This window comes from Leisingera sp. JC1 (assembly GCF_001679925.1).
GTDB lineage: Bacteria > Pseudomonadota > Alphaproteobacteria > Rhodobacterales > Rhodobacteraceae > Leisingera.
Genome location: NZ_LYUZ01000110.1, coordinates 1 through 12,290, shown reverse-complemented (window position 1 = coordinate 12,290; position 12,290 = coordinate 1). Strand labels below are relative to the sequence as shown.

Below are 12,290 nucleotides of genomic sequence, written 5' to 3'. Positions count from 1 at the left end.
TAAACAGCAATCCTGGTCCGGACAAAAGAGGCTATCCGATGCGCCTGGCAAAACTGCTGATTGCGGCCCTTCTGCTGTGGAGCCTGTATTGGGCGGCGGCGGCCTGGGGGCTGAAGCGAGGCATTGCCGCCTGGTTCGAAGTACAGAAAAACCGCGGCTGGCAGGCAGAACATGCCGGACTGGAAACCCAAGGCTATCCGCTCCGCCACCAGACCCGGATCAGCCGCCCGGCGCTGGCGGATCCGCACAGCGGCACAGCCTGGCGGGCGGATTGGCTGGAGCTGGACAGTCCGGCCGCGTGGCCCGGCCATCTGGAGCTGCATTTCCCGGCGACAGCGCAGCGTCTGTCCTACTACGACCAGACCGCGGTGATCACCGCTAGCGGGCTGCAGGCCAGCCTGCATCTGAAGCCCGGTGCGGCGCTGGAGCTGGAACAGATGGCGGCTGTTGCGGACAGCTGGCAGATTGCAAGGGATGGCGAGACGGTGCTGAGCGGTGCGGCGCTGGATCTGCGGGCGGTTCAGTCGGAGAGCCCGGAAACCTACCGGATCACGGCAGATGTCCGAGAATTTGCCCCGCGGGCCGCCTGGCGGCGGCTTCTGGCGGCCAGCGCGCCGCTGCCGGAGCGGTTTGACACGCTGGCGCTTGAGATGGCGGTGGCCTTTGACGCGCCCTGGGACCGCTCGGCGCTGGAGCAGCGGCGGCCGCAGCCGCGCCGGATCGATCTGAAGCTGGCCGACGCTCGCTGGGGGGATTTGCGGCTCAAGGCCACTGGCACGCTGACGGTGGATGAACACGGTCTGCCGGAGGGCGAGATCGCACTGCAGGCGGAAAACTGGCCCGGGCTGGTGCTGATGGCGGAGCGCAGCGGCGCCTTGCCCCCCTCCTTGCGCAGTTCAGTCGAGCGGGTGCTGGGCCTGCTGGCCGGCGCAAGCGGCAACCCGCGCGACCTGGATATCACGCTGGGATTTTCGGACGGCTATGTGACGCTTGGCCCGCTGCCTCTGGGGCACGCTCCGCGGCTGATCATCCGCTGACGCCGCAACTGCCTGTCAAGGACCGCGCAGCAGTGGTGCAGCACGCCAGGCCCAAGGCTGTAATGTGCCTTGGGGGCACTTTCAGGCGCGGGAGCACGCCGCCGTCAGCGGCAATAGGTGCCGCCGCGGTGGCGGGCCACGTCCAGGTGAAAGTGGTCCTTGTGATAGCGGTCGGCCTCTGGCCCCAGCACGGTGCCGAAGGGACCGCAGGCAGCACGCCAGATCTTTTTCAGCTTCTTGCGGGTCTTGCGGTTCTGCCAGCCGCGCAGGACTGTGACTGTCTCACCGCTGGCAAGCGTAAAACCGGAGATATCGATCGCCTTCCCCTTGCCGTGCTCCGAAATCTTGGCTCCGGGGCGGTTGTTCCGGGTGCGGCAGGCGTAATGGGCGGCAACACGCAAAGACACCACCTTGTTGCCGCGGCCAAAGGCGGTTTCTACCTCGCGGTTGATCCAGGTCTTCAGTGCCCGGGCGGTGTTGCAGGTCATCAGCGAGGCCTGGCTGAGACGCACCCCGGCGATCTCGCGCACCCGCACCGCGTCCTTGACACCGCAGCCGGGCAGCGTGCCGGAGACATGGCCGATGTCATCGCCCTGAATATCAATATCGCCGCAGACCGAGCCTTTGCGGCGCTGGCGGCGCTTGAACAGCACCTGTTCTGCCAGGCTGTCCGGACGGGCAAAAGGCTGCAAGGAGGCTCCGGGGGCCAGCAGCGGCAGGTCCGCCGGGCGGGAGGCGGCCGCCAGCCGCTGCTCTGATTGCGGGCGGGACAGCGGGCGCATGCCGGGCAGCGGCGCTGCCGCGGCTTCCAGGCGCGCATCCGCCTCCGGACGTGCGGGCGGCTCCAGTGAGGCATCCGGCGTTGCGGCCAGCGCCGCGCCGCCAAACACGGCTGCCAGGATCAGCGCGCCTGCTCGGATCATTTCTTCTGCCCCCGGCCGAAGTCCGGAGCGTCGGTGTCCTGCCCCGCTTCGATAATGCCGCGGCGGATCGCGCGGGTGCGTGTGAAGTAGTCGTGCAGGTGCTCCCCGTCGCCGGTGCGGATGGCGCGCTGCAAGGCAAAGAGCTCCTCGGTGAAGCGGCCGAGGATTTCCAGCGTGGCGTCCTTGTTGGTCAGAAACACGTCGCGCCACATGGTGGGATCCGAGGCCGCAATACGGGTGAAGTCGCGGAAACCGGCGGCGGAATACTTGATCACCTCGCTGTCGGTCACCCGGCGCAGATCGTCGGCAACACCCACCATCGTATAGGCGATCAGGTGCGGCGTGTGCGAAGTGACGGCCAGCACCAGGTCATGGTGGTCGGCGTCCATCTCATCGACATGCGCCCCCATGCCCTCCCACAGCTTGCGCAGGCGGGCGGTGGCCTGCGGATCGGTGCCCTCCACCGGGACCAGCAGCGACCAGCGGTTGTCGAACAGTTCTGCAAAACCGGATTCGGGGCCGGAATGCTCCGTCCCTGCCAGCGGGTGAGCCGGCACGAAATGCACGCCCTCCGGGATATGCGGCTGCACCGCCTCGATCACATGGCGCTTGACCGAACCGACGTCCGACACGGTCGCGCCGGGCTTCAGCACTGGCGCGATGTCTTCCATCACCGGCCCCATGGCGCCGACCGGCACGCAGAGCACAATAAGATCGGCGTCCTGCACCGCTTCGCGAGCGCTGTCGCAGACCCGGTCGCAAAGGCCGATCTTTCGAGCTGTCGCACGGGTTTCTTCGCTCCGGGCATAGCCGGTGACCTCTCCTGCCAGCCCTGCGCGTTTCATCGCCCAGAACATTGAGGACGCAATGAGGCCCAGGCCGATCAGCGCGACGCGACCGTAAACGTGTTCGCTCATGCCTGCCCCTCTTTGAATGCTTTGACGCCTTGCGCGATGCGGCGGCAGGAGTCTTCGTCGCCGATGGTGATGCGCAGAGCGGTGGGCAGGTTGTAACCGGCCACCCGGCGAACAATCAGCCCCTGCGCCTGCAGGTACAGGTCGCAAGCCTCTGCCTCTGCCTGGCTGGAGAAGCGGGCCAGGATGAAGTTGGTGCTGGAGACGTCCGACGGCACGCCGAGTTCGGCCAGCGCGTTGGCCAGCCAAGCGCGCCATTTGGCGTTCTCGGACCGGCATTGATCGACATAATCCGTGTCGCGCACCGAGGCTTCGGCCCCCGCCAGCGCGGTGCTGGAGACGTTGAAGGGGCCGCGCACCCGGTTCAGCACATTGATGATTTCCCTGGGACCGTAACCCCAGCCGATCCGGGCGCCGCCCAGGCCGTAGATCTTGGAGAAGGTGCGGGTCATGAAGACGTTGCTGCGGGAAGCAATCACGGCCGCGCCGGCGTCAAAGCCTGCGACATATTCCGCATAGGCGCCATCCAGCACCAGGAGCGCGCCCGCCGGGATCCCATCGGCCAGCCGGGCCACCTCAGCCTCGCTGATCATGGTGCCGGTGGGGTTGTTGGGGTTGGCGATGAACACCAGCTTGGTCTTCGCAGTGCAGCCCGCCAGCAGCGCATCCACATCGGTGACGCGCTCACGCTCTTTCACCTCCACCGGGGTGGCCCCGGCGGCCAGCGCGCTGATGCGGTACATGGCAAAGCCGTGTTCGGTATAGAGCACCTCATCCCCCGGACCGGCATAGGCCTGGCACAGGAAGGCAATGATCTCGTCGCTGCCGGCGCCGCAGATGATCTGCTCCGGATCCAGCCCGTGCACCTCGCCGATCGCCTGCCGCAGCGCCGCGTGATCCGAGCTGGGATAGCGGTGCATATTGGCCGCCGCATCCTGCATTGCCTGGACGGCGCGCGGGCTGGGGCCAAAGGGGTTCTCGTTCGAGGAGAGCTTCACAACATTGCTCACCCCTTTCACATGGGCAGCCCCGCCCTGGTACAGAGCGATGTCCATGATACCGGGCTGCGGTGTGAGTTGGGTCATAATACGGGCTCCTTAATTCCAACCCGTCATAACGGCCCAAACGCTGGCGGGGAAGCACCAAGATGACGCTTCCCCCTTGCTGCCACCCCCCAGCGGCAGCCTGCCCCGGCCGCATGCTCGCGTTAATGCGCGGCTGCGCCCTTGGGCATTTTGCGTTTAGCCTCTGCCATGATGATCTTCTGGATCTGCTTACGCAGCTCCATGTCCTTGCGCATCGCCTCATTGGCCTGTTTCTGCATGGTCGAGGCGGATTGCGAGCCATCCGCGCTGTTCAGCGCCTCGCCTGCATATTTGCTGAGCGTCTTGCCGGAAATCTGCTTGGCGATTTCGCCATACACTGCGTCACCATGCAGCTTGATGAAATCCTCGGTCGCCTTGGTGCCGTATTTGGCGATCAGATCCTTCTTGACCGCGCCCTCCATGGCGGCAGGGGCCAGTTTAGTCTTGAGGAACTTCTCGGCGCCCGAAGTGAAACCGGAAGAGAATTTGTCGAGCACCTTGCCGGCACCTGCGGACATGATGCCAGCGGTCAGGATCTTGGCGATGCTTTCCTTGATCTCCTTGGTGTTCGGCGGGCGGCCCTTTTCGATCAAGGGCTTAGCCAGGCCGATGGTTTCCTTCAAGGCTTCTGTCACCATGGCTTCACCGGCCTTGGATTTCAGGAACTTCTCGAAGAATACCTTCACCGCCTTTTTGGGCATCTCGCGCGACAGCTTGGAAGCTGCGGCCTTGGCCAGGTCATCGGCAAGGCCCGCGGACAGCTTGGCGGTCAGCTTGCCGCCCGCTGCACCCGCGAGGCCAGCGATGAAGCTGTCGATGAAGACTTTCTTGGCGGCCCCGTCCCAGGTGACCTTGTTGCCTGCCAGATGCTCACCCAGCTGGCCTGCGCTGGATTTCAGCGCCTCGGTGCTGGCAGCGGCGATAGCGTGGGCCTTGGCCGGTGACATTCCCTTGGTCGCCACAAGACGCGCGGTCATGTAGGTTTCGACCACGGCAAAGGAAACCTCGCGCACCACTTCCAGTTTCCAGACGATACCGCCGGCCGTGGCGATCCGCTGGTCGATGAACTTCTTGAAGGCCTTGCCGCCCTTGTTATAGGCCTTGGAGGCTTTCACATCCTGCTTGTAGACCTTCTTCCAGTCCGGTTTTTTCTTGCTGGTCAATGTCTTGAGGAAGCTTGCCTCGGACCGCGCATTCAGGATCGGAGTCCAAGGCGGATCGGTCTTGTCGTTGACCATGCTGACAGCAAATTCGGTCAGCGCATTCAGAAAGGTTTCGTTGCCCTGGCGGGTGTTCTCCACCTCATTGCAGAAATCCACCCAGGATTCAGCCTGGCCGTACATCATGTCGGCTTTGGCCAGAAGCTTGCGGCGCAACTCCTCCTGCCCGGCCTCGAACTCAGCGACCGTGATCAGCTTGGTCTTGCCGTTCTCGACCACCTCGACCCGCTCAATCCTGGTGTCGGCGGCATGCATCGCTGCCAGTTTGGGCAGGCCCGCGTTCCAGGTGCGCATGCCGGGATCAACGATGCCGTCGGGCTTTCTGAAGCCCAGTTTTTTCTTCTGGAAATCCTTGATGGTACTGATCAGCCCGGAATCGCATTTGGTGCTGATGCCGATGGAATAGCCGTTCGCCTTGAGCATCAGGCGGACCAGTTCGACGTCGGCAGGGCTGTTCTTGACCGGTTTGAACTTGCTTTCGCCGGTTTTCGGGTCCGGCTTGGTAATCCGTTTCTTGTCGCCAACAGGGGCGGAAAGCTTGAGAGCCATAACTTTGCTCCAACAAAATAACTACTGCTGGAAGCCTGCCATGCCCGCGGCGTGCAGTCGCGGGGGATTTGGAATAGACATTCCCCCTTTAAATACCGGGGGCGGCTGCCTACATATCACAAGTATGTGAGGTGCTTCCCCAAAGCAGGAAAGCACCCTTTGCGCTTGGTTCAGGCGGCCTGGGATTTGAACCGTGCGGTCGCAGGGTCAACGTTGTACCGGGCTGCAATCTCTCTTGCATTCGTTGTCAGCTCATTCACGCAGTCAATGATGTATTGCGCTTTTTCCTCCTCCATCAAGTAGGAGAAATTGAGGCGCACCCAGCCGGGTTTCTTCATTTCTTCGCCCGCCTGCAGGTCGGCAAACAGGGTTTCGGATTCCGGCTGCGCGATGCCCAGCAGACGGTGCGCATAGGGGCCTGCACAGGCGCAGCCGCCGCGGGCCTGGATGCCGTAGACGTCGCTCAGCATGCGGGTGAACAGCTGCTGGTGCACCGGGTTTCCATCGCCGTCGGAGACCAGGAAGGAGAAGATCGGCAGCCGGTGCGCATCGCGGTGGCCGAGGATGCGCAGACGCGGGTTGGCCGACCAGCCGTCCCAGGCCATCTGTGCGAACTTGGCTTCGCGGGCCTCGATCTGCTCTTGCCCCACGGCTTCCTTGACCAGAAACGCCAGGGCTGCACGGATGTCGCCGATCACGTTGGGGGTTCCAGCCTCCTCGCGGGCGGCCAGATCCTGGCTGTATTCGTGCCGCCAGGGAGAGACAAAGCTGACCGTGCCGCCGCCGGGCCAGGACGGGCAGCGGCGGCGCACGGCGGTCTGGTTGACGATCAGCACGCCGGAGGCACCGGGGCCGCCGGGGAATTTATGCGGCGACACCACGACGGCGTCTTTGCGTTCTGCTCCCATGCCGCCCATGTCGATCGGCAGGTAAGGCCCGCCGCCGGCATAGTCCCAGACCGCCAGCGCGCCATGCGCGTGCAGCAGGCGGCTGATGGGATCAGGATCCGTGACGATGCCGGTCACGTTTGAAGCTGCCGAGAAGCTGCCGATTTTCAGATCGCTACCCGCGTGCTGTTTCAGGGCCAATTTCAGCACTGCCAGGTCCGGGCCGCCCTCTGCGGCCTCCGGGATTTCCACCACCTCGGCCTTGCTTTCGCGCCAGGGCAGGATGTTGGAGTGATGCTCGTAAGGGCCGATGAAGACCACCGGGCGGGCAGCCTCGTTGACGCCAAACAGGCTGACCAGCCGGTTGAGGCCCGCAGTGGCACCCGAACCGGTGAAGATCACCGCGTCCTGTGCCGTGGCGCCGGTGATGCGGGCAATCTCGCTGCGCGCCTCGCGGCGCAGGAGGGTCATTTGGGTGCCGCAAAAAGATGCTTCTGTGTGGGAATTGGCGTAGAAGGGCAGCACTTGGCCCGCCACGAATTCCTCCACCTGGCGCAGGGCGCGGCCAGAGGCGACGTAATCGGCATAGACCAGCGGCACCTCGCCATTAAGGCCGGGGATCATCACCCCGTCGCCGATGACGCTGCGGCCAAGGGTTCCGTCCTGTGCCGCCTGCCGGATGGTTTGTTTGAATGCTGCCAGGGTCATGTCGCGCCTCCGAATTCCGTGGAAACAAGATGAACGGTTATTGGCGCGGAAACTTATTCAATTACTGAGTGGATTGATGAATTTTTGTGTCATATGATCGTCAAATGAGCAAATATGCAGACAATATAGACCGCGCCATTTTGCGTGCTCTTCAGCAGGACGCCAGCCTGTCCCAACGGGAGCTGGCGGACCAGGTGGGGCTGTCGCAGAATGCCTGCTGGCGGCGGCTGAAGGCGCTGAATGAAAGCGGGCTGCTGAAAGGGTCCACTGCGCGGCTGGACCGCAAGCAACTGGGGCTGGATCTGGTGGTGTTTGTGCTGCTGCGCACCCGGCACCATTCAGCGGACTGGCTGCAGAAATTCCGCCGCCATGTTCTGACCATTCCCGAGGTGGTGGATTTCCACCGCATCGGCGGCGACTACGACTATCAGCTGAAAGTGGTAACCGAGGACATGGCCAGCTATGACAAGGTCTATCAGCGGCTGATTTCAGGTGTCGAGCTGGACAGCGTCACCTCCTATTTCGCGATGGAGGCCATCGCCGAGGGACGCCCGCTGCCCTTGTGACGAAACGGGCAGAGACCCTCCCCTGCCCTTGGCTGGTGGCACTCAATGCCCGAAGGCGCTGTCCTTCATCCATTTCGGCCGTTTGCCGTCCGGGCCCATGCGCATGTGCAGGCAGGCGGTGCCAAGGCGCTGGAAATAGAGGATGTCGACGGGATACCAGCCGGCCGAGGGCACCTCGACCTGGGTCACGATGGTGCTGTCGCAGGACTGGCGGCCGTCAAATTCGCCCACTACTTGACCGCCGATCTTGGCCAGCAGGCCATCGTTGGTCAGAAAGTCAATGTTGTGGACGCCAGGCGTGTCGAGCTTGACATAGCCGGTGATGCGCGCCGCCACATGCATCGGCCGTTTGGCGGTCAGCGTGTTCTGCCCTTCTTCGGTATCGCGGTTGTCAAGACCGGCGATGGGGCGGCCTGGCTCGCTCCCGATCTTCAGCGCAGACGAGGCTTCGGCCAAGGTCTTCACATCCTGCGGATAGGCGTAAACCACCGCCAGGCCGGGCTTGACGCCGGAGGGCTGCGGGTTCGCAGGTGTGAGCTTCAGCGGTGCGGCGCCAGCCGATGCAGCCAGTACCGCGAGCGTTGCCGCGGCGGCGGCTTTCATCAAAATCTTCATTGGTCACTCCCTGATGTTTTGCATCAGGATAGACCCAATACCGCCGCCGGGCCACCGCTTTTGGGGGGCCCGTCCGGCACGGTTCCAGCCCGGCAAACCGGCAAAGAAAAAGGGCTGCCCCGTGGGACAGCCCTTCCGCCAGATGCCGCATTGGGCAGCAGGCTTAGTTCTTGGCGTAGAATTCGACGACCAGGTTCGGTTCCATCACAACCGGGTACGGCACGTCGCCCAGGCCGGGGGTACGCACGAAGGTTGCGGTCATCTTGGAGTGGTCGGCTTCGATGTAATCCGGCACATCGCGCTCAGCCAGCTGGACGGCTTCCAGAAGCGCAACCATCTGCTTGGATTTGTCGCGGACCTCGATCACGTCGCCTTCTTTGACGCGGTAGGAGGGGATGTTCACGCGCTTGCCGTTGACCAGGACGTGGCCGTGGTTGACGAACTGGCGGGCTGCAAAGACGGTGGCCACGAACTTGGCGCGGTAAACAACCGCGTCCAGGCGGCGCTCCAGCAGGCCGATCAGGTTTTCACCGGTGTCGCCGGTCACACGCACGGCTTCGCCGTAGATGCGGCGGAACTGCTTTTCGGTCAGGTCGCCGTAGTAGCCCTTGAGCTTCTGCTTGGCGCGCAGCTGGATGCCGAAGTCGGACAGTTTGCCCTTGCGGCGCTGGCCGTGCTGGCCCGGGCCGTAGTCGCGGCGGTTGACCGGGGACTTCGGGCGGCCCCAGATGTTTTCGCCCATGCGGCGGTCGATTTTGTACTTGGCAGACGTGCGTTTGGTCACGGCTGATCTCCTTCTTGTGTTTCGAAGGGCGTTGTCCTCTTGCCTTGCGGCATGACAGGGATCCCCTTGCGGGGGCCACCAACACCAATGAAGCCGCGCTTATATAGGGGGATGGGGCAGAGTCAACACGGTGAAAGCCTGTTCTGCAGGAAATCTGCATCGGACCCCGGCCTCCGCCGTTAAATAGCATCCGGACACTGCCGGATAAAGGCTTCAGGCTGCTTCATGCCCCAGAATCGCCGCCTCGGTGGCGCTGAGGTTGCGGCGCGCATGGGCGCCATAGGCCAGCGGATCGTGCTCCAGCTCCGGCTGCAGGCGGAACAGGCGCTCCCTGTCAGGCTCGCTCAGAGCGGTCAGCGATGCGTTGGAGGGGTGGAAGCTTTCAGTCTCCACCCCGTTTGCCCAGAGCACCTGGTGATTGGCCAGCATCAGATGAATATAGGTGACCTCGCGCACGGAGGTGTCGGTATGGATGGTAGAGCCATTGATCAGATCACCGGCAGCGACCAGCACTTCGGGCGTGTTGAACAATGCCCGCACACGGGCACCGCGCAGCAATATCCGGTGATCGGGGGAAACCAGCAGCAGCCGATCCGGCCGGTCGATGCCCAAGGCCCCCGCCTGGATGCGGACCGGCCGCAACTGCGGCATCACGTAAAGCCGTGCGCCGCTGATCCGGCGGGAGCCGATCCAGAGAATTTCCTGCACGCCATTGTCCCGTGTCTGAACCTTGCCGCCTTCGCGCAGCAGCTCCACCGGCTGCGGCCCGTCGGGGGTTGCAATCCGCGTGCCCGGCGTAAAGCAAATGACCCCGGCTTCGCCGTCTGGCCGGGTTGTGCCGGCAGCGCCAAGCACGTGGTGCACGACCCACAGGTCAGTGCCGCGCGGCGGCAGCTGATCGACAAACATCAACAGCGGGTTCTGGTCCGGCCCTGTCTCGATCAGCGTTGCGGTGAAGCTTTGCACCCCGTTGGTGACGACAAACCAGCAGTCCATAAGCGGCTCGTCGATTTCGACAGCTTCGACATCGGGCCGGTTCTGCACCGCAGCCCCCACCAGCCTGCGAACGGAACGTGCCGCCCGGCGGCGCAACTCTGCCTCGCCGTTTGCCCCATCCAGCCGCAACAGCCCTGCAGGCCCATCCACCTGCACGGCATCTCCGTGCCAGGACCACGCCGCCCCTGCATCAAGTGCGTCCTTAGGAGCAGCCGGGAGGCCGTCGATCTCAGTTTGCGACCAGGAAATAACAAACGTGCCACGAAAGCCCGTCTTCATCTGCCTGTATGCCTGCTTCGTCTTATAATTATTTACGAAACATTAACAATGCGGCGCACGGCTGGAAACAGTGAGCCGCTAAAATCCGTGTGAGCGTGCTCAATACGCACCATTCCTGAGGCATCCGGCCCTGGTGCATCCGCCTTGCCGCAGGGGAACGCAGCCGGCGGGTCATCGCAAAGGATTCCCCTGCCCCGTGTCAGCCCATTGGCGCATAGCTGGACCGCAGGCCGTCCGCGGCCTGCCGGACCACTTCAGCCACCTGCATCAGCTGCCGTGCCAGCGGGTTGCTGCGCCGCCAGATCATACCGATGGTGCGCGACGGCTGCGGGTCGCGGAAGCGGGCAACCGACACCACGGCAGACCGGGTTTCCACCGGCACCGCCATTTCCGGGATCAGCGTCACGCCGATACCGGCGCTGACCATTTGCACCAAAGTCGACAGGGAGCTGCCGTCCAGGAGTTCCCGCGGCGCAGCGGATTGCATGTTGCAGAAGGACAAGGCCTGATCGCGGAAGCAGTGCCCCTCCTCCAGCAGCAGCAGGCGCATCTCGCGCAGGCCTTCGGGCCCCGGAACCGGCGTGCCGGCATCCTCTCCCGGGCGCACCAGGACGAAATCCTCAGCAAACAGCGGCACCTCCTCATATGAGGGCTCGGACACCGGCAGCGCGACGATGGCCGTGTCCAGCCGCCCCTCCCCCAGTTCCTCCAGCAGCTTGGGTGTGACCGTTTCGCGGACACGGACGTCGGCCTCGGGGTACTGGCGGGTGAGCGTGCCCACGATGGAGGGCAGCAGATAGGGGGCAATGGTGGGAATCACCCCGATGCGCAGGCGTCCGGCGAGCCCGTCGCGCGAGGCCCGTGCCAGCTCTCCCAGTTCATCGACCGAGCGCAGGATGCCGCGCACCCGGGAGGCCAGGTCCTCGCCCAGGCTGGTGAGCCGTACCTGACGGGCACCGCGCTCCACCAGCTGCACACCGAGCGCCTCCTCCAACTCCTTGATCTGAAAAGACAAAGCCGGCTGAGACACGGCGCAGGCATCCGCCGCGCGGCCGAAATGGCGGTGCAGGGCCAGCGCCTCGAAATAGCGCATCTGGCGGAGGGTCACATTTATCATAGGTTTTCATTATCAGAGCGATGAATAAATGCAACTTATCCCAATGATATTTCCCTGCTAGCCTCAAGATCAGAAAGACAGGGAGACCCGGCACAGACAGCCTGCGCCCCGCTTGCATTTTCAAGCGGCGCACAGGCCGGCGGAATGGTTCCGGGGCGCTTCTTCCACATCGCAGTTCAAACAATTGAAGCCACGATCGGAGATGGAAATGGACGGAAATACCCCCGCAGGAAAATGCCCGGTGATGCACGGCGCAGCGCTGAACGCCGCCAGCGGCGGCACCTCTAACCAGGATTGGTGGCCAAATCTTCTGAACCTGAAGATCCTGCACCAGCATTCCCCCAAATCGAACCCGATGGGGGCGGATTTCAACTACCGCGAGGAGTTCAAGAAGCTTGACCTGGAAGCGGTGAAGAAGGACCTGTTTGCGCTGATGACCGACAGCCAGGACTGGTGGCCTGCGGACTATGGCCACTACGGCGGGCTGTTCATCCGCATGGCCTGGCACAGCGCGGGCACCTACCGCAAACAGGACGGGCGCGGCGGCGGCGGCACCGGCAACCAGCGGTTTGCGCCGCTGAACTCCTGGCCGGACAACGGCAACCTGGAC

General features: G+C 63.8%; 11 protein-coding genes and 1 pseudogene. 3 read left to right on the top strand and 9 right to left on the bottom strand.

Annotated features, from left to right (window positions below; genetic code table 11):
• The first annotated feature begins 38 nt into the window (after nt 1–38).
• The gene (locus tag A9D60_RS17890; RefSeq protein WP_065268845.1) at nt 39–1,037 is read left to right on the top strand and encodes a DUF2125 domain-containing protein; all 999 of its coding nucleotides are present in this window, start codon (nt 39–41) and stop codon (nt 1,035–1,037) included.
• Nucleotides 1,038–1,141: 104 nt separating this feature from the next.
• On the opposite strand, the gene A9D60_RS17885 is transcribed toward A9D60_RS17890, so the two are convergent.
• The 5 genes from A9D60_RS17885 to A9D60_RS17865 all read right to left on the bottom strand — a co-directional run bounded on the left by A9D60_RS17885 (nt 1,142) and on the right by A9D60_RS17865 (nt 7,323).
• Nucleotides 1,142–1,960 (bottom strand): extensin-like domain-containing protein, encoded by an 819-nt coding sequence (locus A9D60_RS17885; RefSeq protein ID WP_065268844.1) that lies wholly within the window; start codon nt 1,958–1,960, stop codon nt 1,142–1,144.
• Nucleotides 1,957–2,877 carry a prephenate/arogenate dehydrogenase family protein gene (locus A9D60_RS17880; protein ID WP_065268843.1) on the bottom strand — a complete coding sequence of 307 codons (921 nt, stop codon included), beginning with the start codon at nt 2,875–2,877 and terminating at the stop codon, nt 1,957–1,959. The genes A9D60_RS17885 and A9D60_RS17880 overlap by 4 nt, the downstream gene beginning before the upstream one ends.
• Nucleotides 2,874–3,959 carry a histidinol-phosphate transaminase gene (gene hisC, locus A9D60_RS17875; protein WP_065268842.1) on the bottom strand — a complete coding sequence of 362 codons (1,086 nt, stop codon included), beginning with the start codon at nt 3,957–3,959 and terminating at the stop codon, nt 2,874–2,876. Before hisC ends, A9D60_RS17880 begins: the two co-directional genes overlap by 4 nt.
• A 122-nt stretch (nt 3,960–4,081) precedes the next feature.
• Complete coding sequence (locus A9D60_RS17870) at nt 4,082–5,728, bottom strand: peptidoglycan-binding protein (protein WP_065268841.1); 1,647 nt, start codon at nt 5,726–5,728, stop codon at nt 4,082–4,084.
• Between the two features lie 170 nt (nt 5,729–5,898).
• Nucleotides 5,899–7,323 (bottom strand): aminotransferase class V-fold PLP-dependent enzyme, encoded by a 1,425-nt coding sequence (locus A9D60_RS17865; RefSeq protein ID WP_065268840.1) that lies wholly within the window; start codon nt 7,321–7,323, stop codon nt 5,899–5,901.
• Nucleotides 7,324–7,427: 104 nt separating this feature from the next.
• On the opposite strand from A9D60_RS17865, the gene A9D60_RS17860 reads away from it, so the two are divergent.
• A complete protein-coding gene (locus A9D60_RS17860) occupies nt 7,428–7,889 on the top strand; it encodes an Lrp/AsnC family transcriptional regulator (RefSeq protein WP_065268839.1) in 462 nt (153 codons plus the stop codon).
• A gap of 42 nt (nt 7,890–7,931) precedes the next feature.
• Here A9D60_RS17860 and A9D60_RS17855 read toward each other — a convergent pair whose 3' ends face one another.
• The 4 genes from A9D60_RS17855 to A9D60_RS17840 form a co-directional block, all read right to left on the bottom strand.
• Nucleotides 7,932–8,504: a PA14 domain-containing protein gene (locus A9D60_RS17855; protein ID WP_065268838.1), complete on the bottom strand. Its 573-nt coding sequence runs from the start codon at nt 8,502–8,504 to the stop codon at nt 7,932–7,934.
• Nucleotides 8,505–8,667: 163 nt separating this feature from the next.
• Nucleotides 8,668–9,288 carry a 30S ribosomal protein S4 gene (gene rpsD, locus A9D60_RS17850; protein ID WP_065268837.1) on the bottom strand — a complete coding sequence of 207 codons (621 nt, stop codon included), beginning with the start codon at nt 9,286–9,288 and terminating at the stop codon, nt 8,668–8,670.
• 213 nt (nt 9,289–9,501) lie between these two features.
• On the bottom strand, nt 9,502–10,563 hold the full coding sequence (locus A9D60_RS17845) for a Hint domain-containing protein (RefSeq protein WP_065268836.1): 1,062 nt from the start codon (nt 10,561–10,563) through the stop codon (nt 9,502–9,504).
• Between the two features lie 199 nt (nt 10,564–10,762).
• Nucleotides 10,763–11,680 carry a LysR substrate-binding domain-containing protein gene (locus A9D60_RS17840; protein ID WP_065268835.1) on the bottom strand — a complete coding sequence of 306 codons (918 nt, stop codon included), beginning with the start codon at nt 11,678–11,680 and terminating at the stop codon, nt 10,763–10,765.
• 208 nt (nt 11,681–11,888) lie between these two features.
• Between A9D60_RS17840 and A9D60_RS17835 the strand changes: the two are divergent.
• Nucleotides 11,889–12,290 (top strand): annotated as a pseudogene (locus A9D60_RS17835) (peroxidase family protein); the annotation flags it as partial.